Origin of the sequence: Lactiplantibacillus argentoratensis, from assembly GCF_037290055.1 — a bacterium.
Taxonomy (GTDB): Bacteria; Bacillota; Bacilli; order Lactobacillales; family Lactobacillaceae; genus Lactiplantibacillus; species Lactiplantibacillus plantarum.
In genome coordinates this window covers 1,710,924-1,733,088 of sequence record NZ_CP147647.1, presented here as the reverse complement: position 1 = coordinate 1,733,088, position 22,165 = coordinate 1,710,924, and the positions used below count along the sequence as shown (strand labels likewise).

The following is a 22,165-nucleotide window of genomic DNA, read 5'->3' as shown; positions in this document are numbered from 1 at the left end:
TCATTGATTTTTAGATTTGTCGATACTGTGATTAGTCGAAAACGGCATTGGTTATCGGAGACGGTCCGTGTTGCGATTGAAATATTTGTATGTAAATACGAGTTGCAAGAAAGTCAAAATATTATACGTTTTATAATATTTTGACTAGTAACTATCAATAAATATAACACTGAAGTTGACAATGTCAATTTAAATATGGGAATCAACAAATATTCGCTTGTATTTATATGAGTTTCATGAAAAATCATGAAAACTGTTGCGTGATTTACAGGTAATTTTCTACAATAAATGACAATCGTTTAGTAAAGGTCAATCAAGAAGTATTGGAGCGTGTGGAATGGAGCAAATAATAACCTTTGATTTTATGGTTAAACTTTTCCGTCAGTATTGGCGAGTGCTACTGATTTTAACGATTTTGGGCGGGGTGATTGCGACAGTGGTGACTTTGTGGGTCATACAGCCTAAATATCAAGCCAATGTCCAAATATTAGTTAACCGCAAACACAGTAGCACAGCTGCGGAATTAACGGGGCAACAAGCAGATGTACAGATGATCACGACTTACAAAGAGTTAATTACAAACTCGGTCGTGCTGAAGCCGGCGCGGCAGGCCTTGAGTGAGGAAGCTGACATTCGACGCTCGCTTGAGACGCTCAAGCAAGCGGTCAGCGTCACGAGCACCGCGAATTCTCAGGTGTTCTCGATTGTTATTCGTGATCAGAATGCCAAAGCTAGTGCCATAATTGCTAACCAAATCGCCGCGACGTTTAAAGAGCGAGTCCAGCACATTATTAAGGTCAACAACGTGACGATCGTTGCATCAGCTGAGACACCAGATACGCCGGTCGCGCCGAAGAAAGCCGTTAATATCTTAATTGGCCTAGCGGGGGGCCTGCTGCTGGGTTTGGCGGTTGCGAGTGTCCGGATCTTATCTAATCGCCGGGTGCAGACGTTAGATTACTTAGCGGAGGAACTAACGCTAACCAGTCTAGGAATTGTGAACCATCAACAGCCACTTATAGCGACAAACGACCAAGCAGCAATTAAACAGCGGCCAGCGAAATCTGCGGCCAAACCAGCAATCAAGCGAGTTTAACATAAGGGGAACGAACGGTAATGAAATTGAGGCGAAAAGTGACGAATATGTCTACCAGCATACAGTTGACGGCTTTGACAGCGCCAATGTCAGTTGTGACTGAGCAGATAAAAACAATTCGGACGAACCTGAACTATTCAATGGTCGGCAAGCCACTGAAAACACTGATGATCACGTCAGCGGTTCAAGGCGAGGGTAAATCAACAATCGGTGGCAACTTAGCCGTGGAATACGCGAAGAAGGGCATGCAAGTCCTACTTGTCGATGCTGATTTGCGACGGCCAACGATCCATCAGACATTTGGTGTCAGTAATCAACGTGGATTGAGCTCGTGGTTGAGCGGGCAATTAGTAGACGTAAACGATGCGATTCATCCGGTACTTGATCATCTGTTTGTCATGCCAAGTGGTCCCAAACCACCAAATCCAGCTGAGTTACTGGCAAGCGATAAAATGACCGAATTTTTAACGGTCGCCACACGTAAGTTAGATTTAGTGATTGTTGATGCGCCACCGGTACTGCCTGTGACGGATGCCCGGATTTTAGCTGGTCAAGTGGATGGCACCGTCCTGGTCGTTCGTCAGAACTTTGTGGAAAAGGTTGCGGTTCGCCAAGCAGTCAATGCCCTGAAGAATGCACGCACACAGCTACTTGGGACTGTTTTAAATGACGTGGACATCAAAACTAACGGTTATGGGTACGGCTACTATGGGACTGATACCAACTGAGTATGTTGACCTGCACTGTCATCTGTTACCGGGATTGGATGACGGTCCCCAGCAGCTTGATCAGGCGGTCGAAATGGCCCGCCAAGCAGTGGGGGATGGCATTCGTTATGTCCTAGCCACGCCGCATCATCTGGATCGACACTATCAGAATGCCGGTCCGGCGGTGGAACGTGCGGTTATTGAATTTCAAGCCGAACTCCAGCAGCAGCAAATTCCGCTGACCATCTTTGCTGGTCAGGAGGTCCATTTGCGCGATGATTTGGTGACAACTCAGTCACAACTACTGGGCATTGATGCTGGTCGTCGCTATTTGTTACTGGAATTGCCACACGAGCAAGTGCCTCATTACACCGCCCAAGTGATCTTTGAACTATTGCAACACGGGACGACTCCGGTAATTGCCCATCCAGAGCGCAATGCTCAGATTATGGCTCGGCCGGAGCAACTCTATGATTTAGTACAACAGGGATGTTTGGCACAGCTGACAGCGGCGAGCCTCGTCGGGCAATTTGGAAAAGCTGTCAAAAGTACAGCACTGGAATTAGTCGAGTGTGGACTGGTCCAGGTGCTTGCTTCAGATGCGCATTTTATGGCGCGACGGGGATTTATGATGCGAGCAGGTTATCAAGCATTAGCACGGTTAGACGGGCGTAATCCTGCCTATTTTGCAACAAATGCAAGACTACTACTGAACGGGGATCCAGTAGTGCTAGGGGAAGTCTTGCGACCTAAACAACGACGAAAATTTTGGCTTTTTTGAGAGGGGTAAATAGTTATGAAAGCATTGGTAACAGGGGGCGCTGGTTTCATTGGCTCGCACTTGGTTGATCATTTAGTTGAATCTGGTTTTGAAGTAGTGGTGGTCGACAATCTGTCCATGGGGGCCATCAGTAATATTAAGTATTGGGAACAGGTCACGATTTATGTCGCGGATGTTTGTGACGATCAATTTATGCAACAGTTACTGGCAGACGAGCGACCAGATTATATTTATTTTTTAGCGGCAATCGCGAGCGTTGCGGATTCTATCGAACGGCCAGCTGAAACGCATGCTGTGAATCATACTGCGGTATTTAACTTGCTCGAACATATTCGCCAAATTCGCCTGCCTATTAAACAATTTCTATTCACTTCTTCGGCGGCTGTTTATGGCAATCTACCTGAACTACCGAAACGCGAGGATTCACGCGTCGCACCGGTATCGCCATATGCCATCGATAAGTATGCGACGGAACGGTTTGTGTTAGCGTACGGTGAGCTGTATGATTTGCCGACCGTTTGTGTCCGGTTCTTCAACGTTTATGGGCCACGTCAAAACCCAAGTTCGCCGTATTCAGGGGTGTTGTCGATTCTGACCGACTGCTTGAAAAACCAGCGGCCATTTACTCTGTTTGGTGATGGGACGCAGACCCGGGATTTTGTGTACGTGAGTGATGTTATCAAGGCATTATGGTTGATTACGGAACATCGAGTACAACATCAGGTCATCAATATTGCCAACGGCTTAGAAACTAGCTTAAACGGGATTATTCAGATGTATCAGGAGATTGCCGGTCAACAACTTGAAATCAAACAGGCTGAACAACGGGGTGGCGAAGTTGACCATTCGGTTGCAAGCATCGGTAAGTTGGCACGTTTGAATTATGAGTCGGAATGGCCTTTGAGAAGGGGTTTGACTAAGTACTGGGAGGGGGAACGTGATCATGCACGAAGTTGAGCTCAATGAATCAATTGCTAATGATGAACACCAGTATGAATTTATTCATAATATTGGTATCCCAGTTACCGGCTGGAAAATGGACTTAAAGCGGTGTTTTGATCTGGTGGTCGGCTTAGTCGGCACGCTCCTCAGTGCCCCCATCGTGCTTGTGTTTGCATTACTTATCAAGCTGACTTCTGACGGTCCCGTTTTCTATAAGCAGGAGCGAGTCGGCTGGATGGGAACGACTTTTGACGTGATTAAGCTACGATCAATGTACCAGGATGCTGAGGCTCGGACGGGTGCGGTGTGGGCACAAAAAAATGACCCGCGGGTGACGCCGATTGGCCGTTGGATGCGTAAAACTCGGATCGACGAATTACCACAGTTCTGGAACGTCCTCAAGGGTGATATGAGTCTGGTCGGGCCTCGTCCGGAACGGCCACAACTTACTGAACAATTTAGTGAACGCCATCCTGATTTTCCCAAACGGCTACGAATTATTCCTGGAATTACCGGCTATGCGCAGATCAATGGTGGCTACGATATTACACCGGGTGCCAAGTGTCAATATGATAATTATTACATTGAACACTTTTCGATTTGGTTTGATATCAAGATGCTGATGGGGACAGTTAGGGTGATTATTTCCGGGGATGGTGCGCGGTAGTGAAAATCGTTTATGTGATTACCCAGGCGACTTGGGGTGGGGCTCAGGCACATCTGTATAGTTTGATCAAGGCTCAGGTGTTGCGTGGTAATACCGTTGCTCTAGTATACGGCGTTGAAGGACGCCTGAGTGCAAGTGTCGCGAAAGAGTTTCCAGGCGTTCAAGTGGTCAGAGTTGCCAGCCTGGTGCATCCAATCGCACCGCTGAGTGATTTAAAAGCAATCAGCACGTTAAGGAAATTATTACAAAATTGGCAGCCAGATATTGTTCATTTGCATTCTTCGAAGGCTGGTATGATTGGTAGACTGGCAACAACTAGATTGGCAATGAAAGTCATTTTCACCGTTCATGGTTGGGGCTTTACACCTGGTGTCGGGAAAAAACGGCAGCTTTTGATGAAAACTATCGAAAAAGCATTAAGCCGTCTGACAACGGCTTATATCTGTGTCTCACAGTTTGATTATGATTTGGGTGTCCAAAGTGGTGTGATTACTAGCGCTCATCCTGCACGTGTTATTCATAATGGCGTGACCGCATTAGTGGGCTCAAAAAAGGTGAACAGTACCGAGACCTTTGTATTATCGATGGCGGCACGTTTTGACGCGCCGAAACGGCAGGATCTCTTGATTCAAGCACTGACATACCTACCTGAGAATCTGCCGATCGTGTGCCATTTTCTGGGTGACGGCCCTGCGATCGAAGCCTGTAAAACGTTAACGCACCAGTTGAACCTGGATACTAAAGTGCAGTTTTATGGGGTGGTGGATAATGTGCAGAAATATTATTCTCAATCGGACGTCGGGGTGCTGATTTCTGATTATGAAGCCCTACCGATCAGTTTAGTTGAAGCCTTAGCTCAAGGTCTGCCAATTATTGCATCAAATGTCGGGGGTATTCAGGAATTGATTGATCATAATGGCTTTTTGGTCCCTAATGATGCACAACAGATTGCTGAAAAGATTCTGACACTCTACCAATCGAAAAAAATTGCGGAGGTCAAGACTAATTCCTATCAAATGTATCAACGACATTATACTGAGCATGAGATGCTTGAACAAACGCAGGCGTACTATTTGTGTTGCTTAGCCTAGGAGGGCGATCGTCGATGACAAAAATCGTTCATGTCTTGTTTTCCGCCAAATTAGGTGGTGCTGAGCAGGTGGTCATTAATATTAGTAAGGGTTTAAGTGAATTCTATGATTTCACTTACTGTTCACAAGCAGGATCAATACAAGAAAGCTTACAAGCGGTCGGGATCGCGTATCAAAGTTTTTCGCCGAAACAGCTTCTTAAATTTAGGCGAGCTATTCTGGCGCTCCAACCAGATATTATTCATGCACATGATTTCAAAGCGAGTTTTTTAGTCAATCTGCTTTTTCACCATGTGCCAATTGTTACCCATATCCATCAAGCTCCAGTATGGCAGACTAGTGTGAACTGGAGAAGTGTGGCGTTTCAATACATCGGCAACAAGAGCTCACGGGTCTTATATGTTTCAGATTGGGCCAAAGAATCGTATCGCTTCCACGATCATTTAACTAATACAACGATTGTTCCCAATGGGATCGACAGTTCGCGAATACGCCAACTGGCTACTACCAGCACAACCACTGCATTTGACCTGTTGTTCGTGGGACGGTTGGAAGATGTCAAAGATCCCGCAAGATTTGTGAGAATTGCTCATAAATTATTGGATGCTATTCCTGAACTAAAGATTGGGATTGTCGGCGATGGTAGCTTGCGTACACACATCGCTAAACAGATTGCAGCCACCCCGCAGATACGCTGGCTCGGGTTTAAAAGTAACCCTTATAAATACATGCGGCATGCCAAAGTCGTGCTGTCGACGTCCAAATCAGACGCGTTTGGATTGACCATGGTTGAAGCGGCCTTACTGGGTGCGATTCCGTGCGCCCCCCGCATTGGTGGCATCTCTCAAACGGCCGCGAGGGTCAATGGCATTGTTTATGCGGGTGATAATGAATTACTCGCAGTATTGACACGTCTCTTTGCGGATGAAAAATTTTATCAGGAAACCAAGGCTAAAATAGCAGCGGTCGATTTTAGTGACTATGAACAAAGGCAATTTATTCAGCGAATCCAGCAAGTTTATGAAGGGGTAATGGAACGATGACTGCATTAAATCGTCAGATTGGTGGGCCTTTTTTAAGAGTAGGACTGTTGATTGCTGGGTTTTATCTGATTTACCAACCCAACTTTTGGAGCAGTAGTTATGTGCCCCTGATAGTTACACTGGGGATTACCGGTGGTTGTGTCTTGCTATTGTCGCCAAAGGACTTATCGATTGCTATCAATCGACTGCACATTTTTGTCATCGGTGTGATGCTATCGGTCATTTACTTTGCGTTCAGGGCAAAGCTGGCAGGAAATGATCCCCGGGTGTTTCAAAATATTGTGATTGTTTTGAACGTCGTTGCCCTGGTGTTATGGCTAGAGGTTCTTCGTAAGTATTTTAACGTGACAAGCGAAACGGTCTTGACCTGGATGCTATGGATGGTGGTCGTTCAATGCTTGTTTGCCTTGATCATGTTAGCAAGTTCGGGTATTCGCGCCGCAATTTTAGCTAAAACAGCTACTGGTATTATTCAAAATCAGTTTATTTATGGTGAACGTTTGTATGGAATCAGCAGTGATTACACATTTTTCACACCAATCTACCATAGTCTAATGGGACTAGTTGCGATATATCTGGGAATGAACCATGGCAAAAAGTATTATTGGTTCCTGCCATTTTGTGTCTTTATTATCGTATTAAACGGCCGCACCGGCTTGATCACGCTGGCCTTTGGTTTTGCTTTGATGCTGGTCAAACGGATGGTCTCGAGCGTGCGCGGGCTCTTTCAAGTTGTGCTGATTATCATATTGAGTGTGACCTTTATCATACTGGGCTTAGCGTTTCTGCAGTCTATTCAACCTGATACGTATACCTGGATTGTCAGCGGCTTTGAAGATACCTTTGCACTCGTCTTTGAAGGTAGTAAGCAGGGCAATTATGAACAACTGACGGGCTCGTTCTTGATGTTTCCAAGTCGGCTTTTAGACTGGCTGTTTGGTTATGGCGTTCGCGTATATGGCGGCAACGCCAGCAATATTTGGTTTGGAACGTCCGATATTGGCTTTATTAATGATTTATTTATGGGGGGCATCGTTTACATGGCGCTACTGTATAGTACGATCATCGCCTATTTGGTCGCCTGCCATAAAAAGTCTGGAAAAGTCGTTCGTGATAGTAAAATCTTCTTAGCCTTTGGAATAGTGCTACTAATCGCAAATTATAAAGGTGAGGTTGCGCGCAGCGGCATGGTACTGACGGCAATGATATTTTTGGGGTATTTACTTTCAACTGAATTGAAGATTGAGGAGACAAAATGGCAATCAGTGTAATTATGAGTGTATATAATGAACGACCTGAGCAAGTTCAGCAAGCGGTTGACTCGATTTTGAAGCAAACTTACTTGCCGATGGAGTTTGTGATCGTACTGGATAATCCAGAACGAAGTGATTTAAAAGAATTGTTAATGAATTATGATAACCGCGTGGAAATGATCAAACTAGTGTGCAATCATCAGAATCTTGGCCTGGCTGCTAGCCTCAATAAGGCAATTGAGCTTTCAAACTGTGAACTGATTGCGCGCATGGATGCGGATGATATTTCTGCCACCAAGCGCCTCGAAGTTGAATTAGAGGCGCTGAAGACGCGCGGGTTAGACTTAATCTCCGGAAATATTGCTTATCTTGATGAACACGGCGAGGTCGTCGGGGAGAAGTCGGCCATTCCGGAGGCTGAACGACTGATCCAGAAAATCCTACCCTATGGTTCAACTATTATCCATCCGACCGTCTTAATGCGGAAAACGGCCGTCCAACAAGTCGGTGGTTACCGATTATTACCAACGGCTGAAGACTATGATCTCTGGCTACGGCTGCTTGCGGGCGGGTTCAAAATCGGATCGATTAACCAACGGGTGTTGCACTACCGGTTGCGCGGTAATAGTATGACTAGCAACGCGTGGCAAACCTATTTGGTATCGCGCTATATTCAGCAATTATATGCGGAACGAAAACGGACGGGGGCGGACAGCTTCGGGCATGACCTACCGACGCTAGCAGAAAAAATAAATGACACCCGTGCCCAGAGCATGTTTAATCGTGGGCAAAAACATTTTACGCTGGCGATGGCCAGCCTGCACCAACGAAAATTTGGGCAGACTCTGGCTGCGTTAGTCCGCGCCATGGTGACATCACCAGATAATTGTTACTATGTGATCAACTATTTACGATTAAGAACGATTTGGACGATCAACGGGCACCGGTATCGGTAGTAACCCATCAATCTAACGTGTCAGTGGTTAAGGGATTGGTTGGAATGAGACGTGATACTTAGTTCAAGCATATGAGAGAGGAACTTATGTTAGTTAGCATTAAGAATAAATACCGGTGTTTTCCTAAGCAAGTTAAGGCTTCGCTTTGGTTCCTGGTCTGTGCTTTTTTTGAAAAGAGTATTTCAATAATCGCAACGCCGATTTTTACCAGGATCATGTCTGCTTCCGAGTATGGTCAATTTAATGTGCTGTATTCCTGGTTGACCATCGTCACGATTATTGTTTCACTAAATCTGTGCTATGGCGTTTATACCCAAGGACTGATCAAGTTCAGCCACGATCGACGGCGATATTCAGCAGCGTTACAAGGATTAACAGTTGTGCTGGTATTAACATGGACGCTAATTTACCTTGGTTTTCGTGATTTTTGGAATAATGCTTTTTCTTTAACGACGACGCAGATGCTGGCAATGCTGCTGATGGTATGGACCTCGTCAGTTTTTAATTTTTGGGCTGGCGAGCGACGGGTCGCCTTGCAATACAAATCATTGGTGGTGGTGACTTTGCTGGTCGCAGTCGCCAAACCAGTAGTGGGCGTATTGCTGGTTGTATATGCGAATGATAAAGTGACGGCCCGTTTTTTAGGACTAGCATTGGTAGAGTTGGTGGGCTATACGGGTTTGTTTTTTGTGCAAATGTATCGTGGCAAAACGTTTTTCTCACGACATTTTTGGCGACACGCGTTAATGTTCAACCTACCGTTAGCGCCACATTATCTTTCTCAGATTGTCCTGAGTAGTGCTGATCGGATCATGATCGGTAACATGGTCAATGCGAAAAGTGCGGGCATCTATAGCTTGGCGTACTCACTTTCGCAAATCATGATTTTATTTAACGTTGCCTTATCACAAACGCTCAGTCCGTGGATGTATCAAAAAATCAAGGATCGGCGCGTGGCCGATATTGCGGGTGTTGCATATGGTTCTCTGATTTTAATTGCGATTGTCAACTTGTTACTGATTGCATTTGCGCCCGAAATCGTTTCGATATTCGCACCACGAGCGTATGCTAAGGCGACCTGGATCGTTCCACCGATCGCAATGAGCGTCTTTTTCATTTTTACCTTTGATTTATTTGCAAAGTTTGAATTCTATTATGAGCGGACATCTCTAATTATGGTTGCCAGTGTCATTGGCGCGGTACTGAATGTGGCCTTAAATTATTGGTTGATTCCAATTTTAGGATACGAGGTGGCGGGGTACACGACCTTGATTTGCTATGTGATGTATGCAGCTGTTCATTATTGGTTTATGAATCGAATCTGTCGTGAAGAACTTGGCACGCTTCCATATAATCGAAAGATACTGGTACTGATTACGTTCACTTTTTTGGCGGCCGGCTTTCTATTTTTGAGTGCCTATCACAGTGTGGTGCTCCGTTATCTATTGATTTTAATAACGGGCGTCGTCGGACTTATCAAGCGTGATTATTTAATGACGATTATGAAGCAAATGATACGCGTGCGAAAACCGAACTAGTCGAGGTAGGGTGGTGCGGTTATGAGTCACAAGCAATCAGTCATGATTTATCAAAAAGACGACAGCCTGAATACCTGCCGTCGTCTTTTTGATAAATCGCTTATTGTACGGCACCAGGCCACGTCACGTTACCGTGTAGTTTCTTAGTGGCTAATACGAAACCACGCAAACTCGTGCTTTGTGGCATTTGTTGCCAGGCCTGAATGTCGGCGGTGTTTTTGACTGGCGTGCCCCGAAAGAGCGCAATATTGGCGGCCGCCATGCCGCGGGCTAACTGATTAACTTTAGCGGTTGATAGTTGCGTTTCATCACGGCCCTCATATAACTGGCTCAGTGCTGCGTTATAGCCGGCCGCATATAGCACGTCATGATCGTACTTTTGGTAGGCGCGCATCGCTTTATTACCTCGATGGTGCTTGATGTAAGCACTCACGTTTAACGGGGTCGCGTGGTACGTGGCCGTCCCGTTACGCTGGTTGATTTTCAGCGTACCGTAGTAGTGCGATCCCAGTATTAGGGCGCCACTGGCAATATCAGTCAGTGACTGGCTCTTGACTTTAGTCGACTTGATACTTTGAGCATGGATATGACCGCTTAGCGACAACTTAATGCCCGCGTCGGAAAAGGTTTTACGGACGTCTTCAGCATAACCAATCGTATAATCCTGATGAATCACCGTATGATCCATTGTATTGTGATGCAGGACGGGAATCAGGGTTGCGTGAGCCTGCTTTGCTTGCTTACCGACTTTGGTGATCCACTGCAAGGTGCCGTCTGTTAGTCCACCACCGACTGTCGAATTACCTTGTTGATAATTACTTTTATAAATGGCGGAGTTTAGCATCAAAAACCAAGTGTGTTTACTTGGTTTCACTAAGTATCCTAACGAACTTGGGTCGGTTTCACTGGCTTGGCCGTAGCCGGCCTGATGATAGATTTTCTTGAACTGGGTCGGACTAGTTGCCTCGGTGCTATATTGATGCTTTCCTTTGAAACGACGGGCGATGGGGTTGTTCAAGTCGTGATTACCGGGGACGACGTAGACGCGGATGTGCTTAGCAGTCAGTCGGCGAAGCTGCTTGGCAACGTACTCGTGACTGGCTTTCTCACCGTTGTTAGTAATATCGCCACTGATGAGCACAACGTCAGGCTTGGTGATTAACGCCTTAGCAATAAAAGCGCGAAAAATCGTCGCGCTGTATTTTAAATCCGCACCGGCATCGTTAGCCGCGTACTGCGTAAAAGCCTTACCATTATCATGCAGGCTGGGCGCAATGACATGGTCATCACTGATCACCATCGCTGTTAAGGTCTTGTGACTGACAGGAGGCAGACCCGTTTTAGGTTGCTTTTGGCAACCGGAAAGCAGCATCATGCCGAATAATACACAGCTGATGCCAAAGATAGATTTTCGTAGTTTCATCAAACTCGTCTCGATTCTCATTAACATAATCGGTATATTAGTTTCATTATACCCGTTTTATTGCGGGGTTAGACGACTGATTCGTTAATTTTGAAAACAAAAAAAGACGATCAAGTTGATCGTCTTTTTGGATATCGTATTATTTAGAAGCCTTAGCAGGTTTCCATAGACCGAGGATAACCCCAGCGATAACGGCACCGATAATTGTGGCACCGATGTAGCCCCAGATATTCGTGGCGAGTAATGAGACCCAGAGGCCACCATGAGGAGCAGGGACGGCAACGCCCCAAAGTTGAGTTAAGCCACCGGCGATGGCAGCACCAATCACACTTGAACCGATAACGTGCAATGGGTCAGCTGTGGCGAATGGAATGGCACCTTCAGTAATGAAGGAAATACCAAGTAACCAGTTAGAGATACCAGCTTTACGTTCGTCATCCGTAAATTTCTTTGGCCAGAAGGCAGTGGCAATCGCAGTTGCCAATGGTGGAACCATCCCACCAGCCATAACAGCGGCCATTAAGTTCCCATGTCCAGTTGCGGTAAAGGCACCAGTTGCGAAGACGTAAGCGGCCTTGTTGAAAGGACCACCCATATCGATCGACATCATACCACCAAGTACGAGCCCAAGGAGAACGGCATTACCAGTACCCATTGAGTTCAAGAAGTGGGTAATCCAAGCGTTGATGACTGAGAAAATCGGGTTAACAACGAAGAACATTAGCGCAGCAATAATCAATAAGCCCAGAATTGGGAAGATCAGCATTGGCTTCATCCCGTCTAAGGATTGTGGCATGTTCTTGGTCCACTTCTTCATCCAAACGGTAATGTAACCGGCCAAGAAACCAGCGGCTAAACCACCTAAGAACCCGGCAGGACTTTTAGCATTAGCGGTAATTGAAGCCGTGTAAACACCGCCGTAAGCGCCAGTGTAGACCGTGGCCATGAACCCACCAACGAACCCGGGCATCAAGGCAGGACGATCACCAATTGATTCGGCAATGTACCCGGCCAAAACGGGTACCATGAAAGCGAAGGCCATGTTACCAGCTTGGTTGAAGAAGGTAAAGGCTAAGCTCTTACTCCCAGCGAATTGTTCAATGATGAAGGAGAGGGCCATTAAAATCCCACCACCGACAACGAATGGTAACATGTGGGAAATCCCGTTCATGAGGTCTTTGTATACTTCACCCCAAACGCTACCATTTGCGCTGCCACCTTCATCGTCATCAGCGGCACCACCATCAGCATCGTGATAGACAGGCGCTTTACCACTCAAGGCTTCTTGAACTAATTGGTCGGCCTTGTTGATCCCATCAGTAACGGGACGGTTAACCAGGTGCTTACCATTGAAGCGGGCCATTTTGACCTTCTTGTCAGCGGCAATCACAACACCGTCGGCACGAGCAATTTCATCGGCGGTCAATAAGTGCTTAACACCTTCAGAACCATTTGTTTCGATTTTGATGTCGACACCGGCCGCTTCACCAGCCTTGATCAAGGCTGCTTCGGCCATGTAAGTATGGGCGATTCCGTTTGGACAGGCGGTAACCCCAACTAAATAGGGACGTTTTTCGTCAGTGGTGGTGCTGGCAGCTGCGGCTTCTTTTTCGGCCTTGGCAGCTGCATCTTTGGCTTCCTTTTCTTCCTTAGCAGCCTGGGCATCACCGAAGAGTTGTTGAACTTCTTCAGGTGACTGTGCATTCTTAAGTTTAGCGACCAATTCAGGATCAATCAATAAGCTTGAGAGGGCGGCGAGGGCGGCTAAATGGGTGTTGTTGGCACCTTCAGGAGCAGCAATCATGAAGAAAAGATGAACGGGTTGACCATCTAACGCGTTGAAGTCAACGCCGGCCTTACTCTTAGCAAACATCACGGTTGCCCGGTTAACAGCCTTATCTTTGGCATGGGGCATAGCAATCCCGTCGCCAATCCCGGTCGTTGATTCGGCTTCCCGTTTGATGATGTCTTGCTTGTAGAGGGCCTCATCATTGATGATACCTTGTTCGGCATATTTATGAACTAACTCATCAATCGCTTCGTCCTTGGTCGTGGCGTGCATGTCCATGATCATGACATCTTTTAGTAATAAATCGCGGATATCCATGTTTAGTTAACAGTCCTTTCTTTAGTGAGCGAGTTTTTCAATGTTAATGAGTGGCAAAATTTCATCGATCTTGGCGCGGGTCGCAATGTCTTCTGAGAAGGCGGTTGCGGAGCCACAGGCTAAACCATAGCGGAAGCTTTCAACAGCATCGTGTGTTTTGGCGAACGTGCCGACAAAGCCACCAATCATCGAATCACCGGCACCAACTGAGTTGATTACCTGGCCCTTTGGTGCGGGACTAAAGTAGACCGCATCCTTGGTGATCAGGAGGCCACCATCGCCGGCCATTGAAATCAGCACGTGTTGTGCACCTTCAGCTAGCATCCGTTGGCCAGCCGCGATGATATCAGCTTGGCTGTTAAATGTGGTGTGGTAATAATCAGCGAGCTCGTGGTTATTAGGTTTCACAACGAGCGGATGACTTGGTAAGGTTTTCTTCAAAGCTTCCCCGGTCGTGTCAATGACAAAGTTAGCACCAGCGGCTTCGACCTTCTGGATAATATCATAATAGAAGCTATCCGGTAAACTTGGCGCTAAACTACCAGACATGACGACCACGTCATCCGGCGTTAATCCGGCCAATTCAGTGTAGAAGGCGTCGATCTCTTTGGCGGTGATGTCCGGACCAGCACCGTTTAATTCAGTCTCTTCTTCAGCGTGAATCTTCACGTTGATCCGAGTATCATCGGCAATTGGGGTGAAGTGGCAATCTAGGCCCTTAGCTTTTAACGCATCACTGATAAACGTGCCGGTAAACCCGCCGATAAAGCCGAGTGCTTTGTTTGGTTGGTCTAGGTCGTTCAGAATCTGGGATACATTGATGCCCTTGCCACCAGGCAGCTTTGCGGTATGTGCTAACCGGTTAACACTACCGAGGGTCATTTGGGGTAGTTGCACCACGTAGTCAATTGATGGATTGACAGTAATGGTATAAATCATGATTGAACCTCCTGAATCGTAGTTAATGGTTGATACTGTTCGGCAACGCTTGGCGTGAGTTGGTCAGTGATGATGGTTGCACTGGATAAATCACCGACGCGCGCAAACGAAACGTGGTCGAACTTAGTGTTGTCAGCTAAGATAAAGCTTTCTTCACTTTGTAGAATTGCGGTTTTTTTGACGACCGCTTCATCGGGGTCGGGCGTTGTGAGCCCGAATTTTGGGTGGACACCGTTGATACCAAGAAAAACTTTGTTGAATCGGTATTCCTCTAACGATTTAACGGCTTCGGGACCAATCACGGCTTTGGTGGTGCCTTTCAAATTGCCACCAAGCAGGTAGGTTTGGATGCCCATGTCTGCCAAAGCGGAAGCATGGACAACACCATTAGTCACGACACGTAAGTTGTAGCTCGGATTTAAATGGTGAATCATGGCTAGGGTCGAAGTCCCGGCATCCAAATAAATGACGTCATCAACCTGAATGTTCGCAACGGCTTGCTGCGCGATATGGTCCTTGGCGTTAACGTTACGGGAAACCTTATCATTCATCGCGGGTTCCTCTTGGAGTGAGTTCATATACTTCGCACCACCGTGCACGCGGAGTAACTCGCCCTGTTCTTCTAGCTGTTGGAGGTCACGGCGCGCCGTGGACTCGGAACAACGAGTTTCAGAACAGATGTCCTTGATTTTAATAATGCCCTTGAAACGGATCGTATTTAAAATGTACTGTTGACGTTCTTCTGTAAGCACTTTCAAATCCCTCCGCATAATAATATACCTGTTTAAACGTCAAAATGCAACAAAAACCTTCAAAAACCGTCAAAATAATCCAAAATCTGTCATCAAATCGTCATTAGCATCCAAATAAAGATGATCTGTCTAATTAGGCGTGGAACTTTTGACGAAGTGGCCGAAGATTTGTATACTAGGTCAGGTATCTAATTTCGCACGATCGGATTTCGTAGATAATAATATAGAAGAAACGGGAGAAAAGAACATGTTTGTTGATCAAGTAAAAGTAGATGTAAAGGCCGGTAACGGTGGTAACGGCATGGTTGCTTTCCGCCGTGAAAAGTTTGTTCCCAATGGTGGTCCCGCTGGCGGTGATGGTGGTCGCGGCGGAAGCGTCGTATTGCAGGCTGACGAAGGATTACGGACACTGATGGATTTTCGTTATACGCGGAAGTTCAAGGCTGCAGCTGGTGGCAATGGAATGATTAAGCAGATGACAGGTCGTTCCGCGAAGGACACAATTATTAAAGTACCGCTTGGGACAACGGTGACGGATGCTGAAACTGGTGAGTTAATTGGCGATATCGTCAATAAAGATCAGCGGTTAGTGGTTGCCAAGGGTGGCCGGGGCGGTCGGGGAAATATTCATTTTGCTAGCGCTAAGAACCCTGCTCCTGAAATTGCTGAAAATGGTGAGCCCGGCGATGAATTGACGATTCGAATGGAATTGAAAGTGCTGGCCGATGTTGGTCTGGTTGGCTTTCCGTCTGTCGGCAAGTCGACACTACTGTCAGTGGTCACGAGTGCTAAGCCCAAGATTGCGGCCTATCATTTTACAACTTTAGTGCCTAATCTCGGGATGGTTCGTTTGGATGACGGTCGTGACTTTGTCATGGCTGATTTACCTGGTTTGATCGAAGGTGCGGCTAACGGGGTCGGTTTAGGAATTCAATTCCTGCGGCATATTGAACGGACGCGCGTTATTTTACATCTGATTGATATGAGTGGTGTAGAAGAAAACGATCCGTTTGAGGATTATCACAAAATTAATCACGAGCTGACGAGTTATGACCCTGACCTCTTGAAGCGGCCCCAAATCGTGGTGGCGACTAAGATGGATATGCCGGATGCCGAAGCTAATCTGGAAGACTTTAAGGCGAAGTTAGCGACGGATGATACGTTGCCAAACACGCCAGCCGTCTATCCGGTATCGTCGATTACACAACAGGGACTAAAAGCCTTGTTAGCCAAGACGGCTGATTTGTTGGATACGACGCCACAATTCCCAATCAAGGGTGTTGACGACTTGAAGCACCGTGATTACACGACTGAAGCGGATGCGGACTTTAGCATTGATAATCCAGAACCAGGGCTGTTCGTTCTGTCTGGTGAAAAGTTAGAACGGCTCTTTAAGATGACTAACTTAGATCATGAAGAAAGTTTAATGCGGTTTGCGCGGCAATTACGTGGCATGGGTGTTGATGATGCCTTGCGCGCAGCAGGTGCCAAGAATGACGATACGATTCAAATCTTGGACTACTCCTTCCAGTTTATGGACTAAAATTTGGTGAAGACCTGTTTCGTTGATGACGGTCGTTTTGACTGTCGTCTAGGCAAACCAATGATCAGAAAATGAGCAATGCAAAACAGCGTCGTTAGAATTTTAACTAACGACGCTGTTTTTTGAGTTCACGTGCAATCGGGTTCTCAGCCAAATAGCAGGCGTTGCTGACTCAACCGATAGCCAAATAATCGGAGTGGGTGCGGTGTTGTCTGAATGTACAGCTGTGTTTGACCATCGATTTGACGGGTCCGTGCGTTGAATTGGTCAAGAGTCAGTGGCGTCACGCTTTTTGCGGCGACGAGGACGAGCTGGTGGTCGACGAGCGTGACACTTTTGATCGGCCACGCTTGATTGGTCGTAGGCTCCCAATACAGTGGTAAAGTTTGCTGTAAATCAGCGGTTGATAAGTTAAAGTCGATGAGTCGCATAACGGTTCCCTCTTGTTCGGACGATTTGTAAGCAAGTATACGATAATCGATTGGGTTAAGCAAGATGGACTGTGAACTCGCTCACCGATGATGACGGGTTGAATGAAAACGGTCACAATCGGTCATCGTCAGGTTGCTCGAAAAGTGCATTTTTTGATTATCGATAACACCGGTGGCAGGCGGTCTTGGCGCATGGAATCTTGAAACCAAGTGCGATAATTTTAGCCTGACATGTTAAAATGAAATGAGCAGCGTTGTTCGTGTTCTTCCTGTTAATTGTGAGGAGCCGCCCAACGTCGCTTGCTTTTTAGAATTGCGGTCGCTGAGCGCACGGTGCTCCTCGGCCATGACTTTGCAGTGCTAACAATTGTGTATTGCCGCTAGATTCGGTAAAATAGTTAGCAGACTGTATAGATAGGACGAACAAAAATATGCAATTAGAATTTTTAGGTACCGGTGCCGGCTCACCGGGCAAATTTCGAAATGTCACTAGCACGGCATTACGACTATTAGATGAACGAAATGAAGTCTGGCTATTCGATGTCGGCGAAGGAACGCAACACCAGATTTTACGTACGACGTTAAAGCCACGTAAAATTGCAAAAATATTCATTACCCATCTGCATGGCGACCATATCTTTGGCTTGCCGGGGTTATTGAGCTCGCGTTCTTTTCAAGGCGGGGACGAACCACTCACCATCTATGGGCCAGTCGGTGTTCGTGACTTCGTTCAAACGGCGTTGCGGGTCTCTGGCACCCATTTGTCATATCCATTGAAGTTTCATGAAATCACGAAGGCTGAAACGGTTTTTGAAGATGCGACGTTCAAAGTAAGCTGCGAACCTCTGGATCATCGGATTGCTTGTTTCGGTTACCGGGTAGCAGAAGCGGATCACCCAGGTGAACTACAAGCCGATCGACTCAAAGCCCTGAACATTCCGAGTGGTCCCGTCTATGGTCAATTAAAAGCCGGCAAAACGGTGACGTTGCCTGACGGTCGGACGATTAATGGTCAAGATTACATCGCTGCGCCACAAAAGGGGCGGACGGTGACAATTCTTGGTGATACTCGGCGGACACCGCACGCGGTCAGTTTGGCACAGGATGCGGATGCTTTAGTTCACGAGAGCACGTTCGGAAAAGATGAAGGTAAGTTGGCACATAACTATTACCATTCAACGAGTACCCAAGCAGCCCAGGTGGCCCAACAGGCCGGGGTTAAGCAGCTATTGTTGACTCATATCTCGGCGCGGTACACGGGTAAGTTGAGTAAGGAACTACAAAAACAAGCACAGAAAGTCTTCAGTCACTCGAAAGTCGTTCGCGACTTTGATGTAATTGATATTCCATTACCTGAGAAAGGTTAGGTCAAGTAAATGACAAACTTAGTGGGTAAAACTGTTTTGGTTACCGGCGCGTCTAGTGGGCTAGGCGAGCAACTCGCCTTAGCCGTAGCGAGTCAGGGCGCCAATGTTGTCTTAGCAGCCCGGCGGCGAGAACGGTTAACACAGGTTGCTGATCAATGTCGGCTGTTGTCAAACGGGCAGGCCGTAGCGATTACTTGTAACGTGGGTCGCGTGGCAGATGTTGATCACGTCTTTGCAACCATCGATGAGCTATTTGGTCAATTGGATGTCGTCATGAACGCCGCCGGTTTTGGCGATATGACCATGGTGACCACCATGGATGCGTCGGTGATGGTGAAGATGCTGCGCGTCAATACGTTGGGGACCATGTATGTTAGCCAACTGGCGGCGCAGCGGATGGTCAAGCAACACGCAGGTGAAATTGTCAACATCGCCTCGATGGCTGGCAAAATCGCAACGCCTAAATCAGCCGTTTATGCGGCTAGTAAGGCGGCCGTTATTGCTTATGATAATGCGTTGCGCCTAGAACTCAAGGATGCTCATGTCAACGTATTGACGGTCAATCCGGGTCCCATTAAAACGGACTTTTTCAAAATTGCGGATCCCACGGGGCACTATTTAGACCGGGTCGACCAGCTGGCATTGAACCCCGTTAAGTTTGCTGAATTGATTGTCAGTAAACTCGGGCATCAACGGCGCGAACTGAATCGGCCTTGGGTGATGTCTGCAGCTAATTTGGGTTATCAGCTGGCACCCAAGCTCGGGGATTGGCTGACGGGGACGGTTTTTAATTTTAAATAGGGGATGAATGTAATGAAGAATCAATGGCGGTTAGTGAGTGCATTAGTCATTGCACTAGTAGTGATTATTTTTGCAATTTTAAACGTAGAACCAGTTCGAATCAATTTTGGAATTACAGCCGTTCATTGGCCACTGATTTTGGTCATTGTGGTGACATTGATTTTAGGCGTCATTACGGCAGTACTGATGGCGACGGTCAATGAATCTAAGGAACGCACGGCCCATAGTGAAGCTTTAGCAGCGGCTCAGGCTAAGATTGACAAGTTGACTGCCGAAAATAAGCAATTAACGTTGCGTTTGAATAATAAAGGTAAACAAAAACGGGCGGTGGCAGAACAGCCAACCGCGCCAGCAGATAAGTAAGTTGTTGAAAGGAAGGATGTCATGTTAGCGGCAAAGAAAAAGTGGGTGCCCCGTTTAGCAACGGCCATTGATGAAGCGGGTGTTGCCAAATTGGCTGAGGCGGCCAACGTGACCCCCTTAGTTGCCCGGTTATTAATGATGCGGGGAATCAATACGGCCGAAGAAGCCACGCCATTCCTGCACGCCGAACAACAACCATTGTTGGATCCAACGACCATGCATGACATGGAAAAAGCTGTTGATCGTATTCAGGAAGCGGTGATTGCCGGAGATCAAATTACTATTTACGGTGATTATGATGCGGATGGCTTAACGAGTACCTCAATTATGTATGAAACGCTGGACCAAATTGGTGCTAACGTGAATTACTATATTCCGGATCGTTTCAAAGATGGTTATGGGCCTAATCAGGACGCTTTTGACCGGCTAATTGCGGCTGGAACGAAGCTGTTTGTGACGGTAGACAACGGTGTCGCGGGAAATGCAGTCATCAATCAAGTGCAGGAACAGGGCATCGACGTCGTGGTGACCGATCATCATGAATTACCGACTGAATTGCCACACGCATACGCCATTGTTCACCCACGACATCCAGAAGGTAACTATCCATTTGGCGGTCTTTCTGGTGCTGGCGTGGCATTTAAAGTGGCGACGGCGCTGCTTGAGGAAGTACCGGAAGAGCTATTAGATCTGGCTGCAATCGGCACGGTTGCTGATTTGGTCAGTTTGACTGGTGAAAATCGGACTTTGGTGACGCTCGGCCTGAAGGTTTTACAGCAGACGACTCGGCCAGGCTTAGCCGCACTGATTCAAGAAGCTGGACTGATTCCCGATAAATTGACTGAGACCAATATCGGGTTTGGTATTGCCCCCCGTCTCAACGCACTAGGCCGTTTGCAGTCAGCGCAGAGCGGGGTAGAATTATTGACAACTTTGGACGATGAGCGGGCGACCGCGCTGGCCAAACAGGTCAATCAATTGAATGAAAAACGCCAGGGCTTGGTCAAGACAATTAGTGCAAGTGCAATCGAGCAAGCACAGACGCCGGAAAATGAGACCCGTCAAACCTTAGTTATTACCGGGCATGGTTGGCACGAGGGTGTTTTGGGAATCGTCGCGAGCCACGTGGTCGAAACGACTGGCAAACCAACCCTAGTATTAAATGAGGATGACGATGGCCGGCTCAAAGGTAGTGGCCGGAGCGTGGAAGCGTATAACTTGTTTGCCGCGATCGACCCGGTTCGGGAGTCGTTGGTGGCTTTTGGCGGCCATCATATGGCGGTTGGACTGACGGTTATGGCCGACCAGTTAGCAACCCTTAAAGAAGCGATGGAAACGGCGGCGGTTGGTCAGCAATTAGCAGACAATGCGCAAGTCAGTTTACCAATTGACGGTACGTTACCATTAGCTGAGGCGACCCTGGCAACTCTGGCAGATATTCAAGCGTTGGCCCCCTTTGGAACGGATAACCCGGCACCGTTGTTTGAATTAGTGCCAACGACTGTCCCACAAGTACGCGCGATTGGTAGTGAGCAACAACACCTGAAATTACAACTGGGTGATGGCACCAATACGGTTGACGCCATCGGTTTTTCGATGGGAGCCGCCTTGCCAGCTATTCAGGCGAGTCCCACTGATGTGACGTTAGTGGGTGAGTTGAGTGAAAACACTTGGAACGGTCAGACAAAGCCCCAAATCATGGTGAAAGATATTGCAGTGACGGGGACCCAGGTGATCGATGCGCGGACGCAACATTTGTCAGCCCATTTATTTCAGGCACCGGGGGTCTACCTCTTTTTCCACCAGCGTCTGTTGAAAAAAGTTGAACAGTATTTAGGTTCCCAAGCGCAAGCCGTATGGGTGGGGGATACGAAAACGGATCTGACTGCCGTGACGGCTAATCAAGCGGTCTTCATTGTCGATTGTCCTGACACGCTGGCGGATATGACCCAGGTACTCAGCACAATTGCGCTCGATCAGCTGACGCTCTACTTATATCGGCAAGAATCGGTTTATTTAACGGGAATGCCAAATCGCGCGCAGTTTGCGAAACTTTTCCAGTTTACCGCAGCGCACCATGATGTTGATATTCATCATCAATTAACATTAGTGGCCAAGCATCTGCATATTGAACGAAATTTGCTTATTTTCATGATTCAGGTGTTTTTTGAGGTCGGATTTGTTAAAATAAATGATGGTGTCATGAATGGCGTTTCGAATCCGGCAAAAGCGGATTTACATCACGCCCCTAGTTATCAGCTGCGCGAACAACAAATCGTTGCTGAAGAAACGCTTTTATATAGTAAATCTGCAGCGCTCCAAGTATGGGTGAAGAACCAGGCTGCGGTTAAGAATTGAAGGAGCT

General features: G+C 47.1%; 20 protein-coding genes. 15 read left to right on the top strand and 5 right to left on the bottom strand.

The annotated features are described in order from the left end of the window. The first annotated feature begins 337 nt into the window (after positions 1 to 337). The 10 genes from V7R88_RS08125 to V7R88_RS08080 all read left to right on the top strand — a co-directional run bounded on the left by V7R88_RS08125 (position 338) and on the right by V7R88_RS08080 (position 10,074). A complete protein-coding gene (locus V7R88_RS08125; RefSeq protein WP_057717502.1) occupies positions 338 to 1,096 on the top strand; it encodes a YveK family protein in 759 nt (252 codons plus the stop codon). 20 nt (positions 1,097 to 1,116) lie between these two features. Then, positions 1,117 to 1,824, top strand: coding sequence for a CpsD/CapB family tyrosine-protein kinase (locus V7R88_RS08120; RefSeq protein WP_057717503.1), 708 nt, complete (start codon positions 1,117 to 1,119; stop codon positions 1,822 to 1,824). Continuing rightward, the gene (locus V7R88_RS08115; protein WP_057717504.1) at positions 1,805 to 2,584 is read left to right on the top strand and encodes a tyrosine-protein phosphatase; all 780 of its coding nucleotides are present in this window, start codon (positions 1,805 to 1,807) and stop codon (positions 2,582 to 2,584) included. Before V7R88_RS08120 ends, V7R88_RS08115 begins: the two co-directional genes overlap by 20 nt. A gap of 15 nt (positions 2,585 to 2,599) precedes the next feature. Next, positions 2,600 to 3,541 (top strand): NAD-dependent epimerase/dehydratase family protein, encoded by a 942-nt coding sequence (locus V7R88_RS08110; RefSeq protein ID WP_060598947.1) that lies wholly within the window; start codon positions 2,600 to 2,602, stop codon positions 3,539 to 3,541. Next, on the top strand, positions 3,528 to 4,193 hold the full coding sequence (locus tag V7R88_RS08105; RefSeq protein ID WP_054396496.1) for a sugar transferase: 666 nt from the start codon (positions 3,528 to 3,530) through the stop codon (positions 4,191 to 4,193). Before V7R88_RS08110 ends, V7R88_RS08105 begins: the two co-directional genes overlap by 14 nt. Beyond that, the gene (locus V7R88_RS08100) at positions 4,193 to 5,284 is read left to right on the top strand and encodes a glycosyltransferase family 4 protein (protein WP_057717506.1); all 1,092 of its coding nucleotides are present in this window, start codon (positions 4,193 to 4,195) and stop codon (positions 5,282 to 5,284) included. Before V7R88_RS08105 ends, V7R88_RS08100 begins: the two co-directional genes overlap by 1 nt. Before the next feature lie 14 nt (positions 5,285 to 5,298). Then, complete coding sequence (locus tag V7R88_RS08095; protein WP_057717507.1) at positions 5,299 to 6,327, top strand: glycosyltransferase; 1,029 nt, start codon at positions 5,299 to 5,301, stop codon at positions 6,325 to 6,327. Further along, positions 6,324 to 7,598: a hypothetical protein gene (locus V7R88_RS08090; RefSeq protein WP_057717508.1), complete on the top strand. Its 1,275-nt coding sequence runs from the start codon at positions 6,324 to 6,326 to the stop codon at positions 7,596 to 7,598. The genes V7R88_RS08095 and V7R88_RS08090 overlap by 4 nt, the downstream gene beginning before the upstream one ends. Continuing rightward, positions 7,583 to 8,536, top strand: coding sequence for a glycosyltransferase (locus tag V7R88_RS08085; protein ID WP_338816138.1), 954 nt, complete (start codon positions 7,583 to 7,585; stop codon positions 8,534 to 8,536). Before V7R88_RS08090 ends, V7R88_RS08085 begins: the two co-directional genes overlap by 16 nt. An 86-nt stretch (positions 8,537 to 8,622) precedes the next feature. Further along, positions 8,623 to 10,074 carry a lipopolysaccharide biosynthesis protein gene (locus V7R88_RS08080; protein ID WP_057717510.1) on the top strand — a complete coding sequence of 484 codons (1,452 nt, stop codon included), beginning with the start codon at positions 8,623 to 8,625 and terminating at the stop codon, positions 10,072 to 10,074. 100 nt (positions 10,075 to 10,174) lie between these two features. Here V7R88_RS08080 and V7R88_RS08075 read toward each other — a convergent pair whose 3' ends face one another. The 4 genes from V7R88_RS08075 to V7R88_RS08060 all read right to left on the bottom strand — a co-directional run bounded on the left by V7R88_RS08075 (position 10,175) and on the right by V7R88_RS08060 (position 15,295). Continuing rightward, complete coding sequence (locus V7R88_RS08075; RefSeq protein ID WP_057717511.1) at positions 10,175 to 11,497, bottom strand: metallophosphoesterase family protein; 1,323 nt, start codon at positions 11,495 to 11,497, stop codon at positions 10,175 to 10,177. Between the two features lie 139 nt (positions 11,498 to 11,636). Beyond that, entirely contained in the window at positions 11,637 to 13,604 is a 1,968-nt protein-coding gene (locus tag V7R88_RS08070; protein WP_057717512.1) for a PTS fructose transporter subunit IIABC, read from the bottom strand. A 21-nt stretch (positions 13,605 to 13,625) separates the two neighbouring features. After that, positions 13,626 to 14,543 (bottom strand): 1-phosphofructokinase, encoded by a 918-nt coding sequence (pfkB, locus tag V7R88_RS08065; RefSeq protein WP_057717513.1) that lies wholly within the window; start codon positions 14,541 to 14,543, stop codon positions 13,626 to 13,628. After that, on the bottom strand, positions 14,540 to 15,295 hold the full coding sequence (locus tag V7R88_RS08060) for a DeoR/GlpR family DNA-binding transcription regulator (protein ID WP_003644567.1): 756 nt from the start codon (positions 15,293 to 15,295) through the stop codon (positions 14,540 to 14,542). Before V7R88_RS08060 ends, pfkB begins: the two co-directional genes overlap by 4 nt. A gap of 247 nt (positions 15,296 to 15,542) precedes the next feature. Between V7R88_RS08060 and obgE the strand changes: the two genes are divergently transcribed. Next, positions 15,543 to 16,838: a GTPase ObgE gene (gene obgE / locus V7R88_RS08055; protein WP_054396514.1), complete on the top strand. Its 1,296-nt coding sequence runs from the start codon at positions 15,543 to 15,545 to the stop codon at positions 16,836 to 16,838. A gap of 146 nt (positions 16,839 to 16,984) precedes the next feature. On the opposite strand, the gene V7R88_RS08050 is transcribed toward obgE, so the two are convergent. Continuing rightward, positions 16,985 to 17,269: a hypothetical protein gene (locus V7R88_RS08050; RefSeq protein ID WP_054396516.1), complete on the bottom strand. Its 285-nt coding sequence runs from the start codon at positions 17,267 to 17,269 to the stop codon at positions 16,985 to 16,987. A 431-nt stretch (positions 17,270 to 17,700) separates the two neighbouring features. On the opposite strand from V7R88_RS08050, the gene rnz reads away from it, so the two are divergent. From rnz to recJ, 4 genes are read left to right on the top strand one after another with little or no spacing between them, the layout of a single operon-like run. Beyond that, positions 17,701 to 18,636, top strand: a complete 936-nt coding sequence (rnz, locus tag V7R88_RS08045; protein WP_226320057.1) for a ribonuclease Z — start codon at positions 17,701 to 17,703, stop codon at positions 18,634 to 18,636. Positions 18,637 to 18,645: 9 nt separating this feature from the next. After that, entirely contained in the window at positions 18,646 to 19,437 is a 792-nt protein-coding gene (locus V7R88_RS08040; protein WP_057717514.1) for an SDR family NAD(P)-dependent oxidoreductase, read from the top strand. A 12-nt stretch (positions 19,438 to 19,449) separates the two neighbouring features. Then, positions 19,450 to 19,800, top strand: coding sequence for a LapA family protein (locus V7R88_RS08035; RefSeq protein WP_057717515.1), 351 nt, complete (start codon positions 19,450 to 19,452; stop codon positions 19,798 to 19,800). Positions 19,801 to 19,821: 21 nt separating this feature from the next. Next, positions 19,822 to 22,158: a single-stranded-DNA-specific exonuclease RecJ gene (gene recJ / locus V7R88_RS08030; RefSeq protein ID WP_057717516.1), complete on the top strand. Its 2,337-nt coding sequence runs from the start codon at positions 19,822 to 19,824 to the stop codon at positions 22,156 to 22,158. The last annotated feature ends 7 nt before the right edge of the window (positions 22,159 to 22,165 follow it).

What these genes read in the sequence shown, in the direction of transcription:
- V7R88_RS08125 (WP_057717502.1), top strand. Translation starts at nt 338, where the DNA reads ATGGAGCAAATAATAACCTTTGATTTTATGGTTAAACTTTTCCGTCAG.
- V7R88_RS08120 (WP_057717503.1), top strand. Translation starts at nt 1,117, where the DNA reads ATGAAATTGAGGCGAAAAGTGACGAATATGTCTACCAGCATACAGTTG.
- V7R88_RS08115 (WP_057717504.1), top strand. Translation starts at nt 1,805, where the DNA reads ATGGGACTGATACCAACTGAGTATGTTGACCTGCACTGTCATCTGTTA.
- V7R88_RS08110 (WP_060598947.1), top strand. Translation starts at nt 2,600, where the DNA reads ATGAAAGCATTGGTAACAGGGGGCGCTGGTTTCATTGGCTCGCACTTG.
- V7R88_RS08105 (WP_054396496.1), top strand. Translation starts at nt 3,528, where the DNA reads ATGCACGAAGTTGAGCTCAATGAATCAATTGCTAATGATGAACACCAG.
- V7R88_RS08095 (WP_057717507.1), top strand. Translation starts at nt 5,299, where the DNA reads ATGACAAAAATCGTTCATGTCTTGTTTTCCGCCAAATTAGGTGGTGCT.
- V7R88_RS08090 (WP_057717508.1), top strand. Translation starts at nt 6,324, where the DNA reads ATGACTGCATTAAATCGTCAGATTGGTGGGCCTTTTTTAAGAGTAGGA.
- V7R88_RS08085 (WP_338816138.1), top strand. Translation starts at nt 7,583, where the DNA reads ATGGCAATCAGTGTAATTATGAGTGTATATAATGAACGACCTGAGCAA.
- V7R88_RS08080 (WP_057717510.1), top strand. Translation starts at nt 8,623, where the DNA reads ATGTTAGTTAGCATTAAGAATAAATACCGGTGTTTTCCTAAGCAAGTT.
- V7R88_RS08075 (WP_057717511.1), bottom strand. Translation starts at nt 11,497, where the DNA reads ATGAAACTACGAAAATCTATCTTTGGCATCAGCTGTGTATTATTCGGC.
- V7R88_RS08070 (WP_057717512.1), bottom strand. Translation starts at nt 13,604, where the DNA reads ATGGATATCCGCGATTTATTACTAAAAGATGTCATGATCATGGACATG.
- pfkB (WP_057717513.1), bottom strand. Translation starts at nt 14,543, where the DNA reads ATGATTTATACCATTACTGTCAATCCATCAATTGACTACGTGGTGCAA.
- obgE (WP_054396514.1), top strand. Translation starts at nt 15,543, where the DNA reads ATGTTTGTTGATCAAGTAAAAGTAGATGTAAAGGCCGGTAACGGTGGT.
- V7R88_RS08050 (WP_054396516.1), bottom strand. Translation starts at nt 17,269, where the DNA reads ATGCGACTCATCGACTTTAACTTATCAACCGCTGATTTACAGCAAACT.
- rnz (WP_226320057.1), top strand. Translation starts at nt 17,701, where the DNA reads ATGCAATTAGAATTTTTAGGTACCGGTGCCGGCTCACCGGGCAAATTT.
- V7R88_RS08040 (WP_057717514.1), top strand. Translation starts at nt 18,646, where the DNA reads ATGACAAACTTAGTGGGTAAAACTGTTTTGGTTACCGGCGCGTCTAGT.
- V7R88_RS08035 (WP_057717515.1), top strand. Translation starts at nt 19,450, where the DNA reads ATGAAGAATCAATGGCGGTTAGTGAGTGCATTAGTCATTGCACTAGTA.
- recJ (WP_057717516.1), top strand. Translation starts at nt 19,822, where the DNA reads ATGTTAGCGGCAAAGAAAAAGTGGGTGCCCCGTTTAGCAACGGCCATT.